Source organism: Tsuneonella rigui, assembly GCF_003958625.1.
In the GTDB taxonomy this organism is placed as follows: domain Bacteria; phylum Pseudomonadota; class Alphaproteobacteria; order Sphingomonadales; family Sphingomonadaceae; genus Tsuneonella; species Tsuneonella rigui.
Genome location: NZ_RSEL01000020.1, coordinates 17,099 through 43,053 on the forward strand (window position 1 = coordinate 17,099; position 25,955 = coordinate 43,053).

Here is a 25,955-nt window from a genome sequence, read left to right on the forward strand (position 1 = left end):
GGCTAACACTAGTCGGCGCGCAGGCGATGAGTCACGGTTTTTCGACTAACGGCATTCGCCAGCGCATCGGCGCGGGTGAAGTGCACGGGTTTGAGCTTGTGCTGCACGAACAGCGGCGCCTGATCGGTAAAGTGGACGTTGCCTGGCCGAGTGGTCGCCGCGCCGAACGGCTGGATCGACTGGCTGACCACCGGCTTGCCGGGCGCCCACTCGACGAACATCACGAAGCTGTCGCCATGCTTGACCTTGAGCCGGCCGTCAGGCTCGACATCCCACAGCGTTGATGCGCGCAGCGTGTCGCTGCCACCGTCGAGCGGCAGGTCGACCGTGAAGCGGCCGGGGCCGTGGCGGAGGCGCAGGAGGTCCTGCAGCGGCGGATCGAGCCGGCCGAAGTGGGTCATCAGGTGATTGGCGGCATCGGCCAGAAGGGTTTCGGCTGGGCGGAGGGGTTTGCCGGTGTAGCTGTCGCCCATCGCCGGCCGCATCACGAGCAGCGCGAGCGAGTCCGCACGGCCGACCCCGTCCGAGGTCAGGTCCCACTGCGCCATCAAGCGCTGCGCGGCGGCAAGCTTCGGGTCCCTGCGAAGGTCGAGCGCGGCAATTCCGTCGAGCACCTGCTTGACGTAACCGGCGCGCTCCCACCCGGTGTCGTACTTGATCCGCTCCAGCCGCTCTCGGCTGATCGGCCCGGGCTCGTCGAGCAGCTTCTCGGCGCGATAGGCCCGATTGGTCATGCGCAGCTCGACACCCATCTCGGGTGGCGCGCCGGCAGGGTCGAGGTTGCTGCTCGCGCCGGCAGCGACGAATGGCGTGTTGTTCGAATTGAACACGAAGCCCGAGGCCGGGTTCAGGTAATGCGGCAGGCTGTCATACGGCACGAGGGAGTGCCAGATGAGGTCGCTGCGGTCCCCCGGCAGCACGCCGCGCCAGTTCGCGCCCTTCTGCCGCTGCGGGATCGCCGCGTTGTACCAGTACGCGATGTTGCCGGCCTTGTCGGCGTAGATGAAGTTGGTCGATGGCACCGCTCCGCGCGCGAGGATGCCCTGCCACTCGGTGTAGGTCTTCGCTTTGTTGAGATCGTAATAGGCGTCGAGCGTGGCGAGGCTGCCCATCCCGCCATAGCGGAAGGCGAACGCGCCCTTGTCGTTCAAGATCACCGGCCCGTGCACGCTGCGATAGACCGTGCGGCTGACCGGCAACACGACCGGGCCGAAGCGCACCGGCAGGCGCACGTTGGTCACCTCCAGCGGCAGCCACTTGCCGTCTAACCGGTAGCGCGTCTTGCTATTGTCGAGCACAAGCTTGTAGACGTCGACCATGTCCGGTTCGTTGACCGTGTTGGTCCAGCCGAGGTCCTCGTTGTGGCCGAGAAATGGGAACGGGCTGCCGGGGAAATTCGCACCGGCGTAGTGCCAGCCTTCGCTGCTCTCTACGACCAGCTCATACCACGCGACCCCGCCTTCCCACGGCTGGTGGCTGTTGGAGACGAGGCGCGTGACGCCATCATCGGCGCGCTTGGGCGAGATGGCGAAGGCGTTGGAGCCGAGGTGCTCGGCTGCCTCGCGATCCGGCAGCGGTGTGTTCAGCGCTGGGCCGGGATCGGGGAGAAGAGTGTCGCCCTTCACCAGCGGGCCGATCGTGTTGTTGAGCCCGAAAAAGAACGGTTGGCGCAGCGCAAAGCCGGTGGCGACATCCTCGCCGTTGACCGGAAACAGGTTGCCCAGCCGCACTTCGCCCGGGTGGTCCTTGGCGTAGTCGTTGAGCCCAGTGGCATAGGCGTCGAGCAGCGCGCGAGTGCGCGGCTTGAGCTTAGCGTACTCGCGCTTCACCGTGCCGCGCGCGTCGAGCAGCGCGAGCACGTAGTCGAACTGCGCGCCATCTTCGCCCGCCAGCGCGCCATAGCGGCCGCGGGTCATCGCGATCACGTCCTGCAGGGTGCGGAAGTCGTCCTCCGAATGCGCGAGCGCCACGCCGTAAGCCACGTCGGCATCGGTGTTGCCGTAGATGTGCGGCACGCCCCATTCGTCGCGCACGATCTCAGCGGTGTAGGCATGAGCGGGTGGAGCCTTGCCGGTCCGCGCTGCGAGCGGCTCCCACACCATCAAGCCCACCAGCACGGCCAGCGCCAGCACCAGCAGCGCGGCGGCGAGCCGGATCACCCATTTGCGCATCGAAATCCTCCCGTTCTCGCGGGACATAGCGGGCAGCCGATGCGTTGCAACGCGGGACTTGTTTCGAAGCGCTTTTCGACCCACCTAGTCGGCTAATACACCGGCGAGACAAAATCTGCCGCGAGGGCCTTGTGTTGCATTCACGCAACACTATCTCGCACGGGAAGGATTGAGGGAGCACCCATGAATCTCGAAAAGTTCACCGACCGTGCGAAGGGTTTCATCCAGAGCGCGCAGACGGTCGCGATCCGCATGAACCACCAGCGGATCACCCCCGAGCATATTGCCAAGGCCTTGCTGGAAGACAGCGAGGGAATGGCGGCTGGGCTGATCACCCGCGCGGGCGGCAATCCGGCGGTGGCGGTGCAGGGGATCGATCAGGCGCTCGGCAAGATCGCCGCGGTTTCGGGCGGCGGGGCGCAGGCGACCCCGGGCCTCGACAACGACAGCGTGCGGGTGCTCGACCAGGCCGAACAACTCGCGACCAAGAGCGGCGACAGCTATGTCACCGTCGAGCGGATGCTGCTCGCACTGACGCTGGCGACCACTACCGCGGCGGGACAGGCGCTCAAGGCTGCGGGCGTGACCGCGCAGTCGCTGGAGACCGCGATCACCGAGCTGCGCGGCGGGCGGCAGGCGCACTCCTCCAGCGCGGAGGAGAGCTACGACGCGCTGAGCAAGTACGCGCGCAACCTCACCGAAGTGGCGAAGTCGGGCAAGCTCGATCCCGTTATCGGCCGCGACGAGGAGATCCGCCGCACCGTGCAGATCCTCGCCCGGCGGACCAAGAACAACCCTGTCCTCATCGGTGAGCCCGGCGTGGGCAAGACCGCCATCGCCGAGGGGCTCGCGCTGCGCATCGCCAACGGCGACGTGCCCGACAGCCTCAAGGACCGCAAGCTGATGGCGCTCGACATGGGCGCGCTGATCGCGGGCGCGAAGTACCGCGGCGAATTCGAAGAGCGACTTAAAGCCGTGCTCGACGAGGTGAAGGGCGCCGAGGGCGACATCATCCTGTTCATCGACGAGATGCACACGCTGATCGGCGCGGGCAAATCCGAAGGCGCGATGGACGCCGGCAACTTGCTCAAGCCCGCACTCGCCCGCGGCGAGCTCCACTGCATCGGTGCGACGACGCTCGACGAATACCAGAAGTACGTCGAGAAGGACGCCGCGCTACAGCGCCGCTTCCAGCCGGTGTTCGTCGGCGAGCCGACGGTGGAGGACACCATCAGCATCCTGCGCGGGCTCAAGGACCGCTACGAACTGCACCACGGCGTGCGCATCACCGATGGTGCGATCGTCGCCGCGGCAACGCTCTCCAACCGCTACATCTCCGACCGCTTCCTGCCCGACAAGGCGATCGACCTGATGGACGAGGCGGCTTCGCGCCTGCGGATGGAGGTCGAGAGCAAGCCCGAGGAGATCGAGAACCTCGACCGGCGGATCATCCAGCTGCGCATCGAGGAGATGGCGCTCGGCAAGGAGACCGATGCCGCCTCGAAGGACCGGCTCGCCGCCCTGCGCGAAGAGCTCGGCAACCTTGAACAGCAGTCGAGCGAGCTCACCACCCGCTGGCAGAACGAGCGCGACAAGATCGCCGCCGAGGGCAAGGTCAAGGAGCAGCTCGACGCCGCGCGCATCGAGCTCGAGCAGGCGCAGCGCGAGGGCGATCTCGCGAAGGCCGGTGAGCTACAGTACGGCCGCATTCCCCAGCTCGAGCAGCAGCTTGCTGCTGCCCAGGGGCCTGCCGAGAACGCCTTGCTGCGCGAGGAAGTGACCGAGGACGATATCGCCTCCGTCGTCAGCCGGTGGACCGGCGTGCCGGTCGACAAGATGATGGAAGGCGAGCGCGAGAAGCTGCTCCAGATGGAGAAGGTGATCGGCGCCCGCGTTATCGGCCAGGAGAAGGCGGTCGAGGCGGTCAGCAAGGCCGTGCGCCGCGCCCGCGCGGGCTTGCAGGACCCGGGCAGGCCGTTGGGCTCGTTCCTGTTCCTCGGCCCCACCGGTGTCGGCAAGACCGAGCTGACCAAGGCGCTCGCCGGGTTCCTGTTCGACGACGACAGCGCGATGGTCCGCATCGACATGTCGGAGTTCATGGAGAAGCACGCGGTCGCCCGCCTGATCGGCGCGCCTCCGGGCTACGTCGGCTACGAGGAAGGTGGCGTGCTGACCGAAGCGGTCCGCCGCCGCCCTTATCAGGTGGTGCTGTTCGACGAGGTCGAGAAGGCGCACTCGGACGTGTTCAACGTTCTCCTCCAGGTACTCGACGACGGGCGCCTGACCGACGGGCAGGGCCGGGTGGTCGACTTCGCGAACACGCTGATCATTCTCACCTCGAACCTCGGCAGCCAGTACCTGACCCAGATCGAGGAAGGGCAGGGCGTCGAAAGCGTCGAACCACAAGTAATGGACGTGGTCCGCGCGCACTTTCGGCCGGAGTTCTTGAACCGGCTCGACGAGATCGTGCTGTTCCACCGCCTAGGGCAGGAGCACATGGCACCGATCGTCGACATCCAGGTCGCGCGGGTCGGCAAGCTGCTCAAGGACCGTAAGATCGTGCTCGACCTGACCGAGGCCGCCAAGCGCTGGCTCGGCCGGGTGGGTTACGATCCAGTCTATGGCGCGCGGCCGCTGAAGCGCGCGGTGCAGCGGTACCTGCAGGACCCGCTGGCGGAGAAGATCCTCGCCGGCGAGGTGCCGGACGGCAGCACCGTCAAGATCGATGAGGGCGATGGCGGCCTCAGCATGACGGTCGGCTGATCCGCGATCGAGGCGAATAAAAAAGGGGCGGCCTTCACAGCGAAGGCCGCCCCAATTTTTTAGGCGGAGGTCGTTCCCTTACTTCACCTTGGCGGTGAAGTTCATGAAGAACGTCCGGCCGACGAAATCGTAACCGCTGTAGAGGGGCGCGTTGCCCAGGCGGTTGTAGCCGTAGCCCGAAATCTGCGGCGGTTCCTTGTCGGTGAAGTTCTTGACGCCGAGGGTCCACGCATAATTGTCAGTCGTCCAGCGGACCGACGCGTTGTGCGTGAAGTAGTTCGGGGTCTTGAACTGGTAGATCGAGTTGTTCTCGTCTTCACCCAGTGCATCGTAGCTGTTCGTACGACCGACCCAGTTGAGGCCGTAGTAGAAGCTCACCTCGTCGATCTTGTAGGTCGCGTCGAACGTGCCGGTCCACTTCGGATAGTAGATGTCGCCGTTCCGCTCGGTCACCGGGTTGGTGGAGAAGGTCTGGCCCGACTGCTCGAAGTACTTGGTCGCGCCGACGTTCAGGCGGAGCGAACCCGGACCGACCGGAACGACGTAGCGTGCGTTCATGTCGATGCCGCGAACGGTGTTGGTCGAGATGTTGATGTACGAGTTGGTGACGGTCGCGCGGTACGGCGTCGTGCTGCTGGCCGCATCACGGACGACCAGTGCGCACAGTTCGCCGCCATTGGTGCCCGACTTGAAGGCGACGTCGTTGTAGCAGCTCGAGATGATGTTGCCGCCGCCAAACTGGGCCACGCCGTTCTTCACCTGGATATCGAAGTAATCGACCGCCAGCTCCATCTTGCCGAGCGAGGCGGGCAGCGGAGGCTGCACGATCGCGCCGACGGTCAGGTTGGTGGAGGTTTCCGCTTCGATCCCACTGCCGGCACCGCCGGTGCTCAGGACGCGAACGTTCTGGCCGAGCGGGTCACCCGCGCCGCCGAGACCGTAGTTGATCGGAATGCCTTCCGCGGCGCAGTTCTTGTACACCGTCAGGGTCGGCGACTTGTTGCCGTACTGATAGCACGGATCGACCGTGTTCGAGAGGAACCCCGCGGTCGGCGCCTGGAACTGCTCCGACAGCGACGGAGCGCGGTACGAAGTGCCGTAAGTCGCACGGAACGACAGCGCCTCGATCGGCGACCACAGGCCACCGACCTTGTAGGTCCAGCCCGAGCCGTACGAATTGTAGTCCGTATAGCGCGCCGAACCGTTGAGGGTCAGCTCGTGGAAGAACGGACGATCGGCGAGCAGCGGAACTTCGAGCTCGGCGAAGACCTCGCGCACGGCGTCCTTGCCCTGCGTGATGCCCGCGGTCGAGTAACCGTAGAGAGCGCCCGTCTGCTGTTCGATCGGCGGCTGGTCGTCGATCTTCTGGCGGCGATACTCGGCGCCGATCGCAAGGCCGACGTTACCGCCGGGGACCGCGAACAGGCTGCCGCTGAGCGAGCCCGAAACGGTGGTTTCCCAGAACTTGGTGGTGCCGAACACTTCCGGCGCGACGAAGTTCAGGAAGGCCTGCGGGATGTTCCCGTTGACGACCGCACCGGTCAGGATCGGCGCCGCGACGCAACCGTTCGAGGTGTCGACGCAATTGAACCCACCGGCGCCATTCGAGACGACGTTCTGGGCCTGCTGCAGGCGCGAGGTAACGAGCTGCTGGAGGCTGTACTTGCCGTCGCTCTTCGACTGGCCGACGTAGAGGTCGTAGCTCCAGTCGCTCAGGCCCAGGTCGCCGCGGATGCCGCCGCCGACGCGGTAGTAGTCGACCCGCTGGGCCGACTGGTAGTTGCGGCTGCTGAAGACGCGCACGCCCACTGCCTTGCCGCCCGACTGGTCGGTCGCACCGATGTTCGAGAACTTCAGCTCGTTGGGGATCAGCGGGCTACCGAACAGATAGTCGATGGTCGCCTGGAAGAAGGTCGGCTGGCTCGATTCGCGGCGCGTGTACAGCGCATCGAAGTAGAGCTGGGCATTGCCGAGCGCCTGCAGGTCGAACGTGCCCTGGAGGTAGCCGTTGTAGTTGGTGGTCGGCGACACCAGCGAGCGGTTGAAGAACAGCTGGTTGTAGAGGTCGCGGTTGCCGAGAGCGGTCGAGCCGCCGCCGTTGACGCCTTCCCAACCCGGGACGCTGCCGCCGGCCGCCGGATTGTAGCGGAAGCGGTTGAAAGTGCCGATGGCGGGGTTGCCCGGACCGCCGGCGGCGCCAGCGCGGTTGCTGGTGCCGATGGTGTTGACGGTCACGCCGCTGAGGCCGGTCGCGCCGCTCGGGTAGCACTTGGGCTGGCCGGTGCGCGGATCCTTGTAGTCGCCCGAACCGAACGGCTGGCCGGGGGCCGAGGCGATGTATTCGGTCTGGCACAGCAGGTAGTCGTGCGCGCCGAAGGTCATGATGTTGCGGTCGAGCACTTCGAACGAGCCCGAGATGTTCACTCGGTCGCTGTTGTAGCCCGCGATCACCGCGATGCGCTTGGTGATGCCTTCGCCGACTTCGGGGACCGAGACGCCGCCGTCGAGGACGAGGCCGCGGGTCTTCTTGTCGGTGATGATGTTGACGACGCCCGCGATCGCGTCCGAACCGTAGATCGACGAAGCGCCGGCCTTGAGGATTTCGATGCGGTCGACGATCGCGCTCGGCAGGACGTTAAGGTCCGCCGACAGCAGCGAGCCGCTGGTGCCCGAGGGCGCGAGGCGGCGGCCATTGAGCAGGATCAGCGTGCGCGCGGTGCCGAGGCTGCGCAGCGACAGGGTGTTGGCACCCGGGCCGCCATCGGTGATGAAGCCGGTGAAGGTGTTGTCGATCTGACGCGCGCCAGCGGTCACGCCGGTGCTCTGCAGCACTTCGTTGGTCGAGTTGAAGCCGGCGATCGTGGTGTCGTCGCGGGTCACGACCTGCAGCGGCGAGGGCGACGTGAAGTTGCTGCGCTGGATGCGCGAACCGGTAACGACGATCGCGCCGCTATCGTTCGTGGTGGTGCCATCGGCGTTCTCGACGACCGGATCGCACACGCCGTCGGCGTCGGCATCCGGGCATTCAGCGGCGGCCGCGGCGCTCGTGTCCTGCGCAAACGCAGGCGTGCTGAACACGGTCAGCGCGGCCAGCGCCGCGCAAACGGAGGTCGAGCCGCGCAGAGCGGCCTTGTTGATGAATTTCACGCTTTAGTCCCCAGTACTAAGGCCGGTGTCTCGCCGGCCAATGTCAGCTCGGTTGGCAATTCCGCGGTGTCCGCAGCAGCCGCCGCGGCGACGAAATGCCAAGTCAAACCTGCGTCGGGATATCGGCTAAGCATCGCCGGGGCAATGCGCGGAACGCCCTGAAACCTGCGCAACGTCGACAGAATGTGTCGCCGGCTAACAATCTCCACCCAACTCGAACCTAACAAAAGTTCGGCCAAGAAACGCGAAAGAGAGGTAGGATGGCTATGAGGATCGTTAGGATATGAGTCCGCTTGGGCCGCGAACCCCGCGGATTTGCGCGACTCCCGGTTTCCGGTCGCCGCCCGGTGTGGAAAATTTGTCACAAGCAGTCGCAAAAGTGCAAATTGCGCCCGCTCCGGATGGTCATGGCCGATGGAAAGGGGCTATCGACCTGCCGTCCGGGGACTGGGCATTCAATCATCGACCAGTTGGGGGATCGCCACGCGCCATGCGTGCGAGCAACCCCGAACGGGATCGATTGCATCAGCTCCCCATCGAATTGTTCGGGAGTTGCAAGAATGATCAAGTTTAGGGCTGCGAGGGGGCTCGCGTTTTCGGTTTCGGCAGTTGCACTGGCCGTCACCACGTCGGCGTTTGCCCAGGATACCGAAAACCGTGCCGGCCAGCCGACGGGTGTCGCGACTAACGACACCGAAGAGCAGCCGGAACAGGCGGACATCAGCAACACCGACGCCGAAGGCAACGTCGATGAAGGCGCGATCGTCGTCACCGGCTCGCGCATTCAGCGCACGACCACTTACAGCAGCATCTCGCCGCTCCAGGTTCTCGAGACCGAGACCCTGCAGGACACCGGCCAGTTCCAGGCCGCGCAGATCCTCCAGCAGTCGGAATCGGCCGCCGGTACGCAGATCGACGCGACCTTCTCGGGCTTCGTGCTGAACAACGGCCCGAACTCGCAGACGCTCGACCTTCGCGGCCTGGGCGCGGATCGCACCCTGCTGCTGATCAACGGCCGCCGCATGGCGCCTGCCGGCGTCGAAGGCGCGCCGACCAGCCCGTCGATCAACCTGCTGCCGAGCTCGCTGATCGCGCGCTACGACCTGCTGCTCGACGGTGCGTCGTCGGTGTACGGTTCGGACGCGGTCGCCGGTGTGGGCAACATCATCCTGCGCAAGGACATTGACCGGCTTGAGCTGTTCGCGTCGGGCACGCTGCCGACCCATGGCGGCGACAGCGATTACACGGCCAGCCTCGCGTGGGGTAAGAAGGGCTCGAACTGGTCGTTCGGTATCGGCGCAGAATACAACCACCGCGGCGAGATCCTGCTGCAGGACAAGCCGTGGCTCGCCGGCTGCGACCGTCACTACGAAGAAACCAGCACGGGCGAAATCCGCAACGTTGACCTGGGCACCAACGCCCAGGTGCAGGAAGACAGCGGCGGCACCATCAGCACCAGCGAAGGCGAGTGCAAGATCGGCCTGCTCGCCGGCCGTATTTTCCTCAACGGCACGTACTTCGGTTCGGTCTACGGCGACACCACCACCTATCCCTCGACCGGCAAGGCGGGCAACTCCGGCGTCCCGGGCTTCAGTGAATCGACGGACGCGTTCGGCCTGCCGGTCGACCGCAACGGCGACGGCATCCGCGACGTTGATTTCCAGAAGGTCAACCTCAACGGCCGTGAGCAGGACATCACGTTCGTCAGCCCCGAAGACCTGTACAACGTCATGGCCTATGGCGAGTACACCTTCGACGGCGACATGAACATCACGCCGTTCTTCGAAGCCAACTACAGCCGTTCGGACGTCAAGGTCGCGAACAGCGGCACCCCGCAGCTGTTCCCGTTCGTGCGCGGCACCAATCAGTTCAACCCGTGCAACATCAGCCTTTCGGGCGGCGTGCGTATCAACCCGAACGGTGTTGACTGCCGCGCGGTCAATAACGTGTTCGAAGGCTTTGTCCCTGGCGGCGGTTTCCCGGCTAGCTACGCGCTCGGTACCGGCACCTCGGTTGCGGTGCAGCCGATCGTCGCGGTCCGCGGCGATCGTAACAACGTCAAAACCCGGCTGGAGCAATACCGCGGTGTGCTTGGTGTGCGCGGCGACCTGCCGTTCATCAACATCAGCGGCGACAACGACTGGACCTTCGAGATCGCGGGCGTCTACTCGCACTCGCGCGGTACGTCGGTGCGCAATGGTATCCGCGAGGACAAGCTGGCGTTCGCGCTCGGCCTCGATCCGACCGGCGACTACACCGGCGACGGCGTGGTCGATAACAACGGCGACGGCATTGCCGACGACTACAACACCAACCAGTCGGCCCCTCCGTCGATCACCACGCCGTGTAACGCGGCTGGCCTGCGCAACCCTAACCTGGCCGCGCCGGACCTGATCGCGGGTTGCGTCCCGGTGAACCTGTTCGCCGCGTCGCTGTTCCCGGGCGGCCCGGTCGGCGACTTCGCCAGCCAGGCTGAGCGCGACTACCTGTTCGGTGCCCGCACCTTCCTGACCAAGTACGACCAGACCGATATTTCGGCGTTCGTCCAGGGCAGCGTGTTCAACCTCCCCGGCGGTCCGGCGAAGGTCGTGCTCGGCGGCGAATATCGTAAGGACAAGCTCAACTCGCAGCCCGACTTCGTGGCTTCGAACGGCTTGGCCTACGGGTTCTTCGCCGACCAGGGCGCCCAGGGTTCGAAGGAAATCTGGGAAGCGTTCGGCGAAATCGACCTGCCGCTGATCACCGGCCAGACGATGGCCCAGGAACTGCGGCTCAACCTGTCGGGCCGTGCGACGCACGACCAGTACTACGGTTGGAACGAGACCTACTCGGTCAAGCTGGGCTGGCGTCCGGTCGAGCAGCTGCTGCTCAAGATGGCTGCGGGCACCTCGTTCCGTGCGCCGAACCTGCGCGAGAACTTCCTCGCGGGTCAGTCGGGCTTCAACACGATCATCGATCCGTGCGCGGTGCCGGCCGATGCCTACACCGGTCCGACCGACACCTACGATCCGTCGAAGGACAAGCGTGCGGGTTACATTATCGCCAACTGCATCCGCGAAGGCCGCGATCCGACCCGCGTCGGCATCCAACCCAAGCTGAACTCGAACAACGCCGCCAGCGCCGAAATCACCAGCGGTGGCAGCCTGTTGCTCGATCCGGAAACGTCGAAGTCGTTCACCACCGGCTTTGCGTTCCAGGAGCGGTTCGGCCCGGTCAACTTCAACTTCAACTTCAACTACTACAACATCCGCGTCAGCGGTGCGATCGCCGAGCCGACTGGTCAGTACATCGTGAACCAGTGCTTCAACGATCAGGACGGCGTCCGCAGCTCGTACTGTGATTTCATCAGCTACGATCAGGACCCGACCGGCCGCCAGCTGGTGGAGAAGGTGTTCGCCGGCTTCATCAACATCAACAAGGAGACGGTGAAGGGCATCGACCTCAACGCCAACTTCGACACCGATGTGCGGCTGTTCGGCGAGGATGTGGGCCTCGGCCTCAACCTGCGCGCAAACCACCTGATCACGCGCAACACCGAACTGCTCAACGACGACGGCAGCCCGGACCTGAGCAAGGACGCCGGCACCTTCGGCTTCCCGCATTGGACCGGCCGGGCGACCTTCACCGCGAAGGTCAAGCGTCTGACGGCGACCTGGCAGACCCGCTGGATCGGCAAGGTTTCGGAGAAGGAAGACCAGATCGATCCGTTCGCGGATTACTTCGGCAACGGCCCGGACGGGAATCCGGTCGACGTCGACGGCGACGGTTCGGCCGACTTCTTCGGCGACACCTGCACCGGCGGCGGTTCGCCGAGCGGTGTGGTGGCCGGCGACGGCGTGTTCTGCCGCGACATCGGATGGGCGGGTAACTACTTCATCCACTCGGCTTCGCTGCGTTACACCACCGACCGCTGGGAAGCCCGCGTGGGTGTGAGCAACATCTTCGACAAGGCCCCGCCGCGGGTCGACAGCGACGAAGTGTTCTCGGTTGCCAACACCCCGATCGGCACCGGCTACGACCTCAACGGTCGCCAGTTCTTCGGCTCGGTGCAGCTGAAGTTCTAAGCCGGTCCACTCGGACCCAAATCGAAGGGCCCCCTGCTTCGGCACGGGGCCCTTTTTTTGACCCAGATCAGCGGACCGGGTTCCCGCGCGCGTCGCCGAACCCTAGGAACACCAGATGGAGATCGACTGGGCAGAGCTTTCCGAACAGGCGACCCGCGCCTTGCGCGAAGATCGGCTGGCCGAGGCGGTCGCGCTGTTCGAACGCATCGTCGAGCTGGTGCCCGAGGCGGGTAACAACTGGTTCAACCTCGGCTACGCCAAGCGCGGTGCGCGCGATTTCGACGGCGCGCTGGCGGCCTACAGCAAGGCGCTGCGGGTAGGCGGGCTAGGTGAGCCGCAGGCCGCGCACGTCAACCGCGCGATCATCTTCAAGGACGATCTCGGCCAGAACCGCGAGGCGGAACGTGAACTGCGCAAAGCCCTGCGGATCGCACCGAACGATCAGCATGCCTGGTTCAACCTCGGGCTGCTGTACGAGACCGAAGGCCGCAAGGAAGACGCTCGCGCCGCCCACCAGCGCGCGGTTGCCGCCGATCCGCTGTGCGCGCCGGCGCACGCGCGGCTGGGGACGCTCGAAGAGGATCCGGAGCGTGCAGTCGCTCTGCTCGTCGCGGCACTCAGGCGCGGCGTATTCCCCGGCGAGGGTGCATCGGCGATCGAGTTCTCGCTCGCGAACGCGCTCGACCGGGCGGGCCGCTATGACGAGGCTTTCATGGTCGTCACCAAGGCGAATGCGCGCAAGGCCGCGATGCGGCGACCGCAGTTCCGGTACGATCCGGCTGCGCATGCAGCGTTGGTGGATGCGCTGATCGCGGCCTATCCCGATCGCCCTTCAGGGCGGGCCGAGCACGGCGACTTGCGCCCGATTTTCATGTGCGGGCTGTTCCGATCGGGCTCAACGCTGTGCGAGAACCGGCTGGCGCGGCATCCGAGAATCGCCGCGGGCGGCGAGCTCGACGCGATCCCGCTGATGGTGCGCGACGAGCTGCAGCCCTATCCTGCGGCCGCGGTCCAGTTGGGTACAGACAAGCGCGGGGCACTGCGGGAGGCATACCTCGCCGCCCTCGACCGCGTCGACCGCCGCGCGGCACATGTGTCCGACAAGCGGTCGGACAATTTCCTGCACCTCGGTCTGATCAAGACGCTCTTTCCTGGCGCACCGATCGTCCACACCGCGCGCGATCTGCTCGATGTCGCCGTATCGACCTACTTCCTCGATTTCGCCGAGCACTTCGGTCACACCACGCGCCTGGAGGATATCGCGCATTACCTGGGGCAGTATCGCCGCCTGATGGATCATTGGGCCGGTGTGTTCGGCGACGATATCGTCACCGTGCAATACGAGCAGATGGTCGTCGATCCGGACGCCGCGCTGGCGCCGGTCTACTCCGCTTGGGGGCTCGATGCCGCAGCGGGGGCGAGCAAGCGCAAGGCGGCACCGGTCCGCACCCCGAGCACCTGGGCGGTGCGCGGCAAGCTGCACACTGGCTCCATCGACCGCTGGCGTAATTACGAAAGACACCTCGGGCCGGTCCGCGAGGCGCTTGGATTGTGACGATCGAGCTTAACCCACGGCCCGATGCCCCACTTCTCGCCGCGCGCTACGCGACCGAGGGCGCGGTTTCGGTGCCCGGCTTTCTCTCGCCCGCCAGCGCGGAGGAACTCGCGGCCGAGCTGGCGCAGGCCGAGCTGTGGGTCGAAATCTTCCGCGCCGGGGAGAAAGTCTACGAGATGCCGCACGCGCAGTTTCTCGCCTTGCCCGCTGCGCAAAAGGACGAGTTGCGCCGCAAGATCGAGGATGCCGCGCGCGGCGGCTTGCAGTACCGTTATCGCGCGATCCGGGTGTCGGAGGACGCGGCCGAGCGAATGACGCGCGGACTGGCGCTCGATCGCTTCGCCGATGCGCTCAACGCGCCCGCCACGATCGACCTGCTCCGGACCATCACCGGATCGGCTTCACTCGACTTTGCCGATGCGCAAGCCACCGACTATCGGGCGGGCGACTTCCTGACCACGCACGACGATGCGATCGAGGGCAAGAACCGCGTCGCCGCCTACGTCTACAGCCTCACCTCGCACTGGCAGGCCGACTGGGGCGGGCTGCTGCTGTTCGAGCGCGGCGCCGAAGTGACCGGATTCGTCCCCGATTACAACGTGCTGCGCCTGTTCGCCGTGCCGAGCACGCATCACGTCAGCTACGTCGCGCCGTGGGTCGACGCGCGGCGGTTGTCGGTCACCGGTTGGCTGCGCTCGCGCGTGTCCGGTCAGAGCGGGGCGTAGCCGAACTTCTCGACCCACGGGGCCAGGATCGGGAAGATCGGCTCCATGTGCTTGGCGTACGCTTCCCACCGGCCGCTCGAGCGGGTGTACACCTTCTCGGTCACCTGCGCGTAGCTTGGGGTGCGGATGTACCCGCGGTCGCGCGCGGTCTTCTGGTGGTTCAGCAGCGCGTCGTCCCACTCCAGCCCCAGGAAGGCGATCAGCGGCCGCAGCTCGCTCTCGAGGTCCTGCACCATATCTTCGTATCGGACGGTGTGGACGTCGAGCGGAAGGATTTCGCGCGCGCGCTCCCAATGGCTCATCGCGGCGTCGTAGAACCGGGCGCCGTTCTCCAGCGTCAGGAAGCTCGACATCGCGCTGGTGACGCGGAAATTCTGCATGAAGCAGCTCAGCACCACGTCGCATGGATGGCGCAGCGCGAACACGAACTTGGCGTCGGGGAATGCGCGGTGCACGTAGGCCGCGCGCAGCGTCATCAGCGGGAACTTGTCGATCACCAGCTTGCCCGGCGCGACCGCGCCGCCGGCGCGCAATTCCGCGAAATAGGCCGCGCGCATCATCCCGATCCGGTCGCGCGGCAGCGTCGGCAAGGATTCGAGGTTCTGCGCAATCTCCCGCAGGCGGGTGATCATCTCCTGCTCTTCGCGCACCTCGGTGTCCTCGTGACCCATCAGGATCGTGTCGAGCAGGGTGGTGCCTGAACGAAGGAAGCCGCCGAGGAAGGCGGGGGAGGGGCGGCCGTCTGGCGGCGGGCTGCCGGTCCAGCGCGCGAACCATTCGGGCGTCAGCTTGGCGGTGTTGGCCTGAATGTTCGCGGTGTACTCGGTCCCGGGATGGCGCTGACCGGCGGGGGTCAGGATCATCTCGTGGTTCATCGCGCTGAACGACGCGAACGCCTTGTCGGCATCGCCCAGCCGGTCGGCGAGCTGGCCGATCAGCTGCTCGCGCGCATACTCGTCCATCCCTTCGGGATGGTTCGCCTCGATGATCTCGAGCGCCTGAGCGTTGTTGCCCTGGCGGCGCAGGATCAGCGCCTCGCAATAGCGCAGCTCGGGACCATCCGCACCGTGCGCGCGGGCTTCGTTCGCCAGAGCCTCGATCTCATCCTCGCGATTCTCGCGTTCGAGCTGGAGGGCGAGGTTGAGCAGCGCGCTCGCATGGCCGGGCGCGATGGTGAGCGCGGTGCGGTATGCGCGTTCCGCCTCGGGTAGCCGCTCCATGCCGGCGTAACACAGCCCGATCATGACGATGACCTGCGGGTCGCGCTGACCGCCACGCGCCGCCTCGGACAAGCGTCCGAGCGCCTGTTCGTGAAAGCCGTAGCGAAGGAGGGACTTGCCGAGCTCCAGATTGAGCTCGGCGTCTTGCGGGCTCAGCGCGAGGGCGCGGTCGAACGCCTCGATCGCCGCGTCGAAATGCTTCGCGATGCTGCGCGCGCGTCCGAGGTTGAGCCACACTTGCGGCTGCTGGGGATCGAGCTGCGCCGCGCGTTCCAGCACCGCCACGGCTTCGTCCGCGCGGCCCACTTCGGTCAGCGCGTTGCCGTAGTTGTTGAGGATCCGGACATCGCGCGGATGCTGCGCCGCCAAGGCTGACAGGCGCTCGGCGGCGGCTTCGACGTCTCCGGTCAGCTTGGCCGCCTGCGCGATCACCTGCTGCGCCGCGGCGTCCTGGCCGAGCGGTGCGCACAGGGCCTCTACCTCGGCCGGCAGCCCCGCGTCGATCGCGGCGCGCGCGGCATTGAGCCGAAGCTGCTTGTCGCCTGGCGCCAGTCCGATCGCGCGTTTGAGGGTCGCAAAGCCGGTTTCGGGATCGCCGGACTGCGCCTGGGCGATGCCGAGGAATTGCAGCACTTGCGCATTGGCGGGCTGACTCAAGGCAGCGCGCTGAGCGAGATCACGCGCACGCGCGAAATCGCCCCCGCGAAATGCGCCGGTAGCTTGCGCCATGATGCTGGCGAGATCGTTCATCGGTTTATCGGGTGCGATCGTGGACGGCACAAAGGCTGCCGTCGTTCCTCTACCGCTCGCGCGGAATGAAGATTTTGTGACGGCTCTGGTTCTCGGCGAAGTCGCGCTTGTTCGCCTCGGCAATCGCCTCCCACTGGCCGCGCGTGAGGCACGTCTTGGTCGTGAAGCGCGAATTGACCTTCTTTTCCCGCTTGCAGATGACTTCGTCCGGGTCTTTCGGCGCGGCATCGGCCTGCGCCAGCACCGGCACCGCGATCACCGCGAATCCGAGCATCAAACCTGCAACTGCGATCTTCATTTCATCGGTCCCTCACACGAGGGCTGAGGATAGCAGGCCGGCGGGCAAAATTGAAGAGCGGCCGCGACTGCCCGGCGCAACGAAAAAGGGCGGAGCCGAAGCCCCGCCCTTGTTCTTGTTCGCCTTGCGGCCAGGATCAGAGCTTGAGGCCGACCTGCACGTAGTAGCGGCGGCCGATCACGTCGAACAGCGACGGATCGGTGCCCGACTGCACGTTCGGGGCGTAGAGCTCCGGCTTGCGGTTGAGCAGGTTGTTGACGCCGACGCGGAAGGTGAACTTGTCCGCCACGGTCGCCTGGATCGCCGTGTCGACATAGGCCGCGACGTCCGTGCCCTCGAAGGTCTCACCGACGAACTGGACCGAAGCCCGGTTCTTCATGCCGTCGATGACGCGCACGCGGGTATCCCACGCGAGGTTTTCGTCGAAGTGCAGGATGGTGTTGAACGTCGCCTTCCAGCGCGGGAAGCTCGTCCCGAGGTTGGCGCCGAAGTACGACACGGTGTCGGCGTAGTCGATCACGATGCCGGGCAGTTCCTCGACCTTATAGTCGAAGATGTAGTTCGCCATCAGGTTGAACTGCAGTGCCGACTCCGGACCGATGAACTCGGTCGGCAGGTTGTAGCCGAGCTGAAGGTCGAGACCCGAGGTCTTGATGGTGCCCTGGTTGATCTGCTGGAAGTAGTTGGCGCCGTTACCGCCAAGCGCAACCGGCAGGTAGACATAGCTGATGTCCGGGGTACGCGAGTAGATGCTGCTCCCGCCGTCCGAGCAGTACTTGCTGCCGAAGTCCAGGTTGTCGTTGACACCCAGGTAGCCGTAGCAAGCGGCGATCAGGATGTTCGGATCGGGCGCGAGGATCGCGTCGCTGATGCGGATGTTGTAGTAATCCAGCGAGCCGGTGAAGCCCCACTGCTGGAACACCGCACCGACCGTGAAGGTGTCGGCCGATTCCGGTTGCAGGTTCGGGTTGCCGGTGATGCCGAGGTAGACCTGGCTGCCCGGGGTCTGCGAGTAGGTGCCGATCGCGCCTGCATCGATACCGGTCGCCACGCAGAGTGCGTCGGCCTTTGCGCCGCCACTCGTGCGGAAGTTCGTCCCCTTCGAGCAAGGATCGAAGTACTGCGGGAAGGAACCGCCGCCCGAGAACAGCTCACCGAAGTTCGGCGCACGCACCGAGTGCTGGTAGCTGCCGCGCAGCCGGAAGTTGTCGAACGGCTCGACGCTGAGCGTCGCGCCGTAGGCCCACGAGCCGTTGCTCTTACCATCGATACCGTTCTCGATATCGTTGAAGTCGCTGGTCGAGTGACGTGCCTGCAGGGTCAGTTCGGCCGAGTTGACGAAACCGTCCTTGATGAGCGGGATCGAGAGCTCGCCGAAGTAGTCCATGAAGGTGTTGGTGCCGTTGTCATCGGTACCCGTGTTGAAACCGGCGATCGGGCCGTTCAGCGTACCGGCGTCATACTGGTAGGTGAACTTGCGATGCTCGGCGCCGAGCACGACCGAGACCGGACCGGCCGGCATTTCAAACACGTTGCCCGTGATGTAGCCCTGGAAGATCTCCTGGGTGAACTCGGTAGTCGTGAACGCCGGCTCCGACACGAAGTCGATGCAATCCTGCGACAGCGGCTGCACACCGAACGGGTTGAAGCCGCCGGCGCACTGCGAGGCGCCCCCGTCCGCCGCTTCGAGCAGGCCCTGCACCTTCTGCACGTTGACGTTGCCGCCAAGGCTGTCGGTGATCGTGGTCTTGCCCTTCGAAGCGTAGGCTTCGTAGTTCCAGCCCGGAGCGAACTCGCCGCGCACGCCGAGCAGGCCCTGGACCACCTCGTTGGTCAGGGTTTCCTGGCGCAAGCCAGTGTCGAGGAAGCGCTTGGAAACCTGGAAGGCTTCGTTGGCGCCCGATCCGACGAATGTCGCGCTGTCTCCGGTACGCGAGTTGAGCAATGCGCGCAGATCAGCCGAAATGAAGGGGTTGGTCACGGGAACAACGAACGCCGATGCACGCCCACCCGGCTCGATCAGGTTCGAGGTGGCGTCACGCGGCGACAGCGCAGTCCGGCGCACGGTGGTGCTGACCGGGGTCGGTGCAAGCGCGGTGGCAGACGAGTACTTGGTCCAGCCACCTTGAGCGAAGAACTCAAGCGCGTCGCTGACCTTGTAATTGGCGACGCCGAACACCGAATCGCGCTGGTACGGCAGCACCAGCAAGTTGATGATGTCGAAGTTGTAGGAATAGAAGTCCGGCAGGAAGTTGAGGTTCGGATTGACGCCCGCCGTCGGCTTCAGGTTGGTCACGTCCTCCGGATCGTTGAATACGCCGGTGCCGAACAGTGTGCCATCGATGTTGAAGCCGATGTTGGAAAGTCCCTGGCTGGGAGCGCCCGCCGCACTCACACCGTACTGGGCGAAGACTGCATTGATCGCCGCCTGCGTGATCGGGTTGTCGACATTCTCCACGAACCGCCCGGTGGGGAAGGTGCGGGTGGTCGAGGTCGCCTGGGCCGAGAACGGCCGCTGCGACTTGATCAGGCCCTGACGTTCCGAGTGCTCGGCGGCGATCGCGATGTTGCCGCGGTCGTCGGCGAAGTTGCCGCCGATCACGCCGCTGACCGCCCACTCACGGGCGTCGGCCGCCGCGGTGTTGGCATAGGTCCCGCGCAGGTCGATGCCTTCGAAATCGTGCTTCATGCGGATGTTGACGACACCCGCGATGGCGTCGGCACCGTAAGTCGCGCCGGCGCCGCCGGTGACGACTTCGATCCGCTCGATCAGGCCCTGCGGAATGGTGTTGAGGTCGACCGTCTGGTCGGACGCCGACACCATCGGGCGGCGGCCGTCGATCAGCACGAGGTTGCGGTTCGAGCCGAGGCCGCGAAGGTCGACGTTCGACTGGCCACCGTTGCTCGGGTTGTTCGAGGTGGTGGTGCCGGCCGGGTTGACCTGCGGCAGCGTGTTGAGGAACGTGTCGAGCGTCACGTCGGCGTTCTTGACCGTCTCTTCGCCGGTCACGACCGCGATCGGGCTGTTCGCCTCGAGGTTCGGACGGATGATACGCGAACCGGTGACGACGATCGGCGCGCCGGTGTCTTCGACCGGGGTGGTTTCACCGGTCGGATCGCTCGCCTCCTGCGCGAACGCAGTCTGCGAAGCCAGGGCTGCGCCGATGACCGCAGTCGCCGAGCCAGCCTTGAGAATCTGTTGGAATTTCACGTCGAATGTCCCTTTCGAACAGCGGTATCGTCCGCCTTTAAGAGCCCGCAACCGGAGCATTCGCAACGCCTGCGCACGCCGCGAAAATCTGGTTGTGGATGGTCCCGCCTTGCCGAAAGTTAGGGTCCATTGGCAAAGCGTTTCTGCGGGGCGCAGGCAAATGGCCAACGGCTGTTGCCCCGCGACCACAGATTGCCATTCATGCGCAAGAGTGTTTCGTTTGCGCCGCGCCTAACGAAAGGTACTTTCCCTCCGTCGGAACAAATATTGTTGGTTTCGCGGGAGCTTTCCCTTGCGATTCAATGATCGGATGTAACGGCATACAACTGGCGTCCGCAAACGGCTCGGCGGTGCTGCGCGGACCGCGCTTGACCGGGCTCAACCTGCCGTTTACGCGAACGTCAAGTGAGTTGCAGGAAGGGACCTATCGCGTGAGCACCGCCTATATCGTCGATGCCGTTCGAACCGCCGGCGGCCGCCGCGGCGGGAAGCTTGCCGGGGTTCATCCGGTCGACCTCGCCGCCGCATCGCTCGATGCGCTGGTCTCGCGCACCGGCATCGATCCGGCGCGCGTCGACGACGTGGTCATGGGCTGCGTCACCCAGGCCGGTGAACAGTCGATGCAGGTCGGCCGCATGGCGGTTCTCGCATCGCAGACGCTGCCGCAATCGACCCCGGCGGTGACGATCGACCGGCAGTGCGGCTCTTCGCAGCAGGCGATCCAATTCGCCGCGCAGGCGGTGATGAGCGGCACGCAGGACGCGGTAATCGCTGCGGGGGTCGAGAGCATGAGCAGGGTGCCGATGGGCACCAACCTGACCTTCCACCTGAAAGAGGGGCTGGGTCACTATAAGTCGCCAGGGTTGGAAGCGAAGTACCCCGGCATCATGTGGTCGCAGTTCGAGGGCGCCGAGATGCTGTGCGACAAGCACGGTTTCACCAAAGAAGACCTCGACCGGTTCGGCTACGAGAGCCAGCGGAAGGCGATCGCGGCGACCGAAAGCGGCGCGTTCGAGCGCGAGATCGTGCCGATCACCATCCAGACTCCCGAGGGCGAGGCGCAGCACACGGTCGACGAGGGCATCCGCTTCGACGCGACGCCCGAGAGCATCGCCGGGGTGAAGCTGCTGAAGGAAGGCGGCCGGCTGACCGCTGCCACCTCCAGCCAGATTTGCGATGGATCGAGCGCCGCGCTGATCGTGTCCGAAACTGCGCTCAAGGAGCTCGGCCTGACGCCGCGCGCGCGCATCCACACGCTGACGGTGACCGCGGGCGACCCGGTGATCATGCTCGAAGAACCGTTGTTCGCGACCGACAAGGCGCTCGCCCGCGCCGGCCTCAAGATCGACGATATCGACCTTTACGAGGTCAACGAGGCGTTCGCCTCGGTGCCGCTCGCCTGGCTCAAGCACACCGGTGCCGATCCGAGCCGGCTCAACGTCAACGGCGGCGCGATTGCGCTCGGTCACCCGCTCGGCGCCAGCGGCACCAAGCTGATGGCGACCCTGCTCAACGCGCTCCAGGCGCGCGGCAAGAAGTACGGCCTGCAGACGATGTGCGAAGGCGGCGGCGTCGCCAACGTGACCATTATCGAAGCGGTCTGATCCATTCCAATCGGGAGAGAGTTTGATGAAAGTCGATAGCAACACCGCCGCGGTCGTGACCGGCGGCGCCTCGGGCCTCGGGGCCGCCACTGCCCGCGCGCTGGCCGCGAAGGGCGCCAAGGTGGCGATCTTCGACCTGCAAGCGGAAAAGGGCGAAGCGGTCGCCAAGGAAATCGGCGGCGTGTTCTGTGAGGTCAACGTGACCGACGACGCCTCGGTCGACGCCGGTTTCGCCAAGGCGCGCGCGGCGCACGGGCAGGAGCGCATCCTGGTCAACTGCGCAGGCACCGGCAACGCAATCAAGACCGCCAGCCGCTCGAAGGAAGACGGGTCGATCAAGCACTTCCCGCTCGATGCTTTCAACTGGATCATCCAGATCAACCTCGTCGGCACCTTCCGCTGCATCGCCAAGTCGGCGGCCGGCATGCTGACGCTTGAGCCGGGCGAGGACGGCGAGCGCGGCGCGATCGTCAACACCGCGAGCGTGGCGGCCGAGGATGGCCAGATGGGCCAGGCGGCCTATTCGGCGTCCAAGGGCGGGGTGGTCGGCATGACCCTTCCCATCGCGCGTGACCTGATGAGCGAAGGCATCCGGGTGAACACCATTCTTCCGGGCATCTTCAACACCCCGTTGATGAACGCCGCGCCGCAGCAGGTGAAGGATGCGCTCGCCGCGTCGGTCCCGTTTCCGAAGCGCCTCGGCAACGCCGAAGAGTACGCCATGCTCGCGATGACCATGATCGAGTGCGGCTACTTCAACGGTGAGGACGTGCGCCTCGACGGCGCGATCCGCATGGCGCCGCGCTAAGGCGATGCGCTTTCCTACACGCCCGCCGGTCGATTAGACCCCACGGCGATGATGTTTCCCGGCGCCCTTCTTCCCGCTTTTTATGGCGGGTCGAAGGGCGCCGGTTTTTCTTGTCCAGGACAGTGTGACAAGTGTGACAAGTCCAACATTTCGGAAGGATTGTGGCATGAGCGGCTACACTCAGATCACCTATGAGCGCCAAGGCCCGGCGGCGATCGTCACGCTCAACCGGCCCGAAAAGATGAACGCGTTCACCCGCACGATGATGGACGAGATCATCGCCGCGACCGACGAGGCTGATGCCGACGACACGGTGCGCGCGGTGGTGTTCACCGGCAGCGGCGAGAGGGCGTTCTGCGCCGGCGCCGACCTGACGCCAGAGGGCGGCGGCCAGGTGTTCTCCGATCCAAACCCGGTCGAGGACCTGTCCGACGAGCGCGTGCGTGATGGCGGCGGCCGCCTGACGCTGCGTCTGTTCGATAGCAAGAAGCCGCTGATCTCTGCCTGCAACGGGGTCGCGGTCGGGGTCGGCATCACCATGCAGCTCCCGATGGACATCCGCCTTGCTTCCGACAACGCGCGCTACGGCTTCGTGTTCGCGCGCCGCGGCATCGTGCCCGAGGCCGCTTCGAGCTGGTTCCTGCCGCGCATCGTCGGCGTGCCGACGGCGCTGGAATGGTGCATGACCGGGCGGCTGTTCGATGCCGCCGAGGCGCTCGATAAGGGCCTCGTGCGCTCGGTCCACCCGCAAGGCGAACTGATGGACGCGGCGCTCGCCAAGGTTGCCGAGATCGCCGACAACACCTCCGCAGTGTCGGTGGCGATGACCCGCGCGATGCTGTGGCGCCTGTCCGCCACCGAGCACCCGATGATGGCGCATCGGATCGACAGCCGCGCGATCTACCGCCTCAGCCGCAGCGCCGACGCGCGCGAAGGCATCCAGAGCTTCCTCGAGAAACGCAACCCGGCCTATCCGGATACCGTCAGCGGTGACATGCCCGATTTCTATCCGTGGTGGGAGCAGCCCGGTTACGAGTGACGCGCTTGCCTTGGCCGGCGCATGCTCCATAACCGATTACAGATGAAACAGCCTTCCTCGCCCGCGCGCCTTTCCGAGTTCCTGCCCTACCTGCTGTCGGTGACCTCGAACGCGGTCAGCAGCCGGGTCGCCGATGCGTACCGCGCGCGGTTCGGGCTGCGCATTCCCGAATGGCGGGTGATGGCGGTGCTCGGCGATTCAGGCGCGCTGACCCAGCGCGAGCTCACCAGCGCGACCTTGATGGACAAGGTGGCGGTCAACCGCGCGTGCAAGGCGCTGGAGGACCGCGGGCTCGCCGCGCGCCAGGCGAACGAGCGCGACGGGCGCTCGCACCATCTTGAGCTGACCGGCGAGGGCAGGGCGATGCACGCGCGGATCATGCCGCTCGCCTTGGAGATGGAAGCGCGGCTGTTCGATACGTTCTCGGACGAGGACCGCGAGGCGTTCGGCCAGCTCCTCGCCCGGTTGCGCGCCGCGGCCAGCGCGCTCAGGGCCGATGGCGACGAGGGCGGGGCCGACTAGCGACCCCGCCGCCCGATTTCGCTACTGCCCCGGCTTGGCGGCGAAGGCGTCGCTGATCGAACAGGCCGCCGGGCCGAGAATGACGATGAACAGCGTCGGCAGGATGAACAGGATCAGCGGCACGGTCATGATCGCCGGCAGGCGCGCGGCCTTTTCCTCCGCGCGCATCATGCGCTCGTTGCGGAACTCGGCCGACAGCACGCGCAGCGCGCTCGCCAGCGGCGTACCGTAGCGCTCGGTCTGGATCATGGTCGTGACCACGCCCTTCACCGCGTCGAGGTTGACCCGGTAGGCGAGGTTTTCGAACGCCATGCGCCGCTCGTTGAGGAACGACAGTTCGATCGCGGTCAGCGCGAACTCGTCGCCGAGCTCGGGATAGGCGCGGCCCAGTTCCTTGGCCACGCGGTTGAACGCGGCGTCGACGGTGAGACCGGCCTCGGCGCAGATGACCAGCAGGTCGAGCGCGTCAGGGAGGCCCTTGCGCACCGCGTCGGTCCGCTTGCCGGCCTTGTTCTTGAGGAAGATCTCGGGCGCCTTGTAGCCCAGGCCCACCGCCGCGGCGAGCGCGAACAGCCGCTTCGAGCTGCCCCACTCGGGGAAGAAATTGAGCGCATAGATGAACAGGAATGCGAGGATGCCGAACACGATCGGCAGCACCGCGCGCGCGCCGATCACATAGACCGCCAGCTCCTTGTTACGGTACCCGGCCCAGGCGAGCTTCTGCTGGATGTCTTCCAGCTGGCTCTGCTGGAGCACCTTCATGTTCGCCAGCGTTTCCTTGACCTTGTCGGTCTGGTCGGTGCGGCGGACGAGGCTGGTGCGCTTGCGCGCGTTGGCCTTGATGATGCCAGCCTTGAGCTCGTCGCGGCGGGCGGCCAGTGCCTTCACGCGCTTGGCCATCGGGTCCTTGACGGTGACCGCGGCATAGATGGCGAGGATCACCGCGAAGGCGGCGACGCCGGCCAGGAGCGTGCCGACGGCGAGGACGTCGAAGCCGAGGAGCTGGGGACCTGGTGAACTGCTGATCATGGCTGACTGACTCTCAGATCTCGAAGCTGACCATCTTGGCCATGATGAACACGCCGATACCCATCCATACCATGCCGCCGAGGCCGGCGACGATCAGCCGGTCTTCTGAGAAGAACCCGCTGATGTAGGTCGGATTGATCCACCAGATCATGACGAACACGATGAACGGCAGGGCGCCGACGATGTAGGCGGATGCCTTCGATTCCGAGCTCATCGCGCGGATCTTGAGCTTCATCTGTCCGCGCTTGCGCAGCACGTCGGCAAGGTTCGACAGCGTCTCCGCCAGGTTGCCGCCCGTCTCCCGCTGGATCGCGAGGGTGATGCAGAAGAAGTTGAATTCGGGAATGCCGAGACGGTCGGCGGTCTCCTGGAGCGCGTCCTCCATCGTCCGGCCGACGCGGATGCGGTCGGTGATCGACTTGAATTCCTCGCCCACCGGGCCGGGGACTTCCTGCGCCACCACGCCAAGAGTTTCAGTGACGGGCAGACCCGAGCGCAGGCCGCGCACGAGCAGCTCGATCGCGTCGGGGAACTTGCCGTTAAACTGGTTGGTCCGGCGCTTGATGAAGAAGTTCACCACCATGTGCGGGATACCCGCGCCGAGGAACAGGCCGACGCCGAGCGACATCAACGGCGCGCCGGTGCGCAGGTAGATCAACACCGTGAAGGCGAGGGCGAGACCCAGGCTGGCGTAGAGATACTGAGTCAGCGTCCAGGGCTTGCCCGTGCGGTCGAGCCGGATAGCGAGCGCCTCGGTACGTGAGCTCGAGCCGGCGAGCTTGAATGTCTTGGGCTTACGCGCCGCGATCGCCTTCTTGAGCTGCGATTCGACTTTGGTGTCGGTGCTTTCGGAATGGCGATAGCGCACCGCCTGCAGGCGCCGATTGCCTTCCTTGGCGACCGACGGTCCGGACATTGCCGTGTAGCCGAGCACCAGGACGGCCATCAGGCCGCCGGCGAACAGCAGCAACTGGAAAATGCTCATCGAACCGTCCCGCCTTCTTGTCGTTCAGCGATCACGCCGCGGTGCCCGGGGGACACCGCGGCGC

15 protein-coding genes are annotated in these 25,955 nt (G+C 65.6%); 8 read left to right on the forward strand and 7 right to left on the reverse strand.

Annotated elements, in window-relative coordinates:
• Window positions 1-8 precede the first annotated feature (8 nt).
• Window positions 9-2,171 (reverse strand): acylase, encoded by a 2,163-nt coding sequence (locus ELY12_RS08445; RefSeq protein WP_126176265.1) that lies wholly within the window; start codon window positions 2,169-2,171, stop codon window positions 9-11.
• A gap of 183 nt (window positions 2,172-2,354) precedes the next feature.
• Between ELY12_RS08445 and clpB the strand changes: the two genes are divergently transcribed.
• Complete coding sequence (gene clpB / locus ELY12_RS08450; RefSeq protein WP_126176266.1) at window positions 2,355-4,934, forward strand: ATP-dependent chaperone ClpB; 2,580 nt, start codon at window positions 2,355-2,357, stop codon at window positions 4,932-4,934.
• A gap of 78 nt (window positions 4,935-5,012) precedes the next feature.
• On the opposite strand, the gene ELY12_RS08455 is transcribed toward clpB, so the two are convergent.
• Window positions 5,013-8,081, reverse strand: a complete 3,069-nt coding sequence (locus tag ELY12_RS08455; protein WP_126176267.1) for a TonB-dependent receptor domain-containing protein — start codon at window positions 8,079-8,081, stop codon at window positions 5,013-5,015.
• A 560-nt stretch (window positions 8,082-8,641) separates the two neighbouring features.
• On the opposite strand from ELY12_RS08455, the gene ELY12_RS08460 reads away from it, so the two are divergent.
• The 3 genes from ELY12_RS08460 to ELY12_RS08470 all read left to right on the forward strand — a co-directional run bounded on the left by ELY12_RS08460 (window position 8,642) and on the right by ELY12_RS08470 (window position 14,425).
• Window positions 8,642-12,145 carry a TonB-dependent receptor domain-containing protein gene (locus tag ELY12_RS08460; RefSeq protein WP_126176268.1) on the forward strand — a complete coding sequence of 1,168 codons (3,504 nt, stop codon included), beginning with the start codon at window positions 8,642-8,644 and terminating at the stop codon, window positions 12,143-12,145.
• A 115-nt stretch (window positions 12,146-12,260) separates the two neighbouring features.
• On the forward strand, window positions 12,261-13,700 hold the full coding sequence (locus ELY12_RS08465; protein ID WP_126176269.1) for a tetratricopeptide repeat-containing sulfotransferase family protein: 1,440 nt from the start codon (window positions 12,261-12,263) through the stop codon (window positions 13,698-13,700).
• Window positions 13,697-14,425: a 2OG-Fe(II) oxygenase gene (locus ELY12_RS08470; RefSeq protein WP_126176270.1), complete on the forward strand. Its 729-nt coding sequence runs from the start codon at window positions 13,697-13,699 to the stop codon at window positions 14,423-14,425. The genes ELY12_RS08465 and ELY12_RS08470 overlap by 4 nt, the downstream gene beginning before the upstream one ends.
• Here the strand turns inward: ELY12_RS08470 and ELY12_RS08475 are convergent.
• The 3 genes from ELY12_RS08475 to ELY12_RS08480 form a co-directional block, all read right to left on the reverse strand.
• The gene (locus ELY12_RS08475; protein ID WP_164549457.1) at window positions 14,410-16,395 is read right to left on the reverse strand and encodes a tetratricopeptide repeat-containing sulfotransferase family protein; all 1,986 of its coding nucleotides are present in this window, start codon (window positions 16,393-16,395) and stop codon (window positions 14,410-14,412) included. The genes ELY12_RS08470 and ELY12_RS08475 overlap by 16 nt on opposite strands.
• 49 nt (window positions 16,396-16,444) lie before the next feature.
• The gene (locus ELY12_RS14315) at window positions 16,445-16,693 is read right to left on the reverse strand and encodes a hypothetical protein (protein ID WP_164549458.1); all 249 of its coding nucleotides are present in this window, start codon (window positions 16,691-16,693) and stop codon (window positions 16,445-16,447) included.
• Window positions 16,694-16,829: 136 nt separating this feature from the next.
• Window positions 16,830-19,904 (reverse strand): TonB-dependent receptor domain-containing protein, encoded by a 3,075-nt coding sequence (locus tag ELY12_RS08480; protein WP_164549459.1) that lies wholly within the window; start codon window positions 19,902-19,904, stop codon window positions 16,830-16,832.
• A 431-nt stretch (window positions 19,905-20,335) separates the two neighbouring features.
• Between ELY12_RS08480 and ELY12_RS08485 the strand changes: the two genes are divergently transcribed.
• From ELY12_RS08485 to ELY12_RS08500, 4 genes are all read left to right on the forward strand, one after another.
• Window positions 20,336-21,508, forward strand: a complete 1,173-nt coding sequence (locus ELY12_RS08485) for an acetyl-CoA C-acetyltransferase (protein ID WP_126176273.1) — start codon at window positions 20,336-20,338, stop codon at window positions 21,506-21,508.
• Window positions 21,509-21,533: 25 nt separating this feature from the next.
• Window positions 21,534-22,316: an SDR family NAD(P)-dependent oxidoreductase gene (locus tag ELY12_RS08490; protein ID WP_126176274.1), complete on the forward strand. Its 783-nt coding sequence runs from the start codon at window positions 21,534-21,536 to the stop codon at window positions 22,314-22,316.
• 166 nt (window positions 22,317-22,482) lie between these two features.
• Window positions 22,483-23,355, forward strand: a complete 873-nt coding sequence (locus tag ELY12_RS08495) for a crotonase/enoyl-CoA hydratase family protein (RefSeq protein ID WP_126176275.1) — start codon at window positions 22,483-22,485, stop codon at window positions 23,353-23,355.
• A gap of 42 nt (window positions 23,356-23,397) precedes the next feature.
• Window positions 23,398-23,877 (forward strand): MarR family winged helix-turn-helix transcriptional regulator, encoded by a 480-nt coding sequence (locus ELY12_RS08500; protein WP_126176276.1) that lies wholly within the window; start codon window positions 23,398-23,400, stop codon window positions 23,875-23,877.
• 21 nt (window positions 23,878-23,898) lie between these two features.
• Here ELY12_RS08500 and ELY12_RS08505 read toward each other — a convergent pair whose 3' ends face one another.
• Window positions 23,899-24,906 carry a type II secretion system F family protein gene (locus ELY12_RS08505; RefSeq protein WP_126176277.1) on the reverse strand — a complete coding sequence of 336 codons (1,008 nt, stop codon included), beginning with the start codon at window positions 24,904-24,906 and terminating at the stop codon, window positions 23,899-23,901.
• Window positions 24,907-24,919: 13 nt separating this feature from the next.
• Window positions 24,920-25,891, reverse strand: coding sequence for a type II secretion system F family protein (locus ELY12_RS08510; protein ID WP_126176278.1), 972 nt, complete (start codon window positions 25,889-25,891; stop codon window positions 24,920-24,922).
• Between the last annotated feature and the right edge of the window lie 64 nt (window positions 25,892-25,955).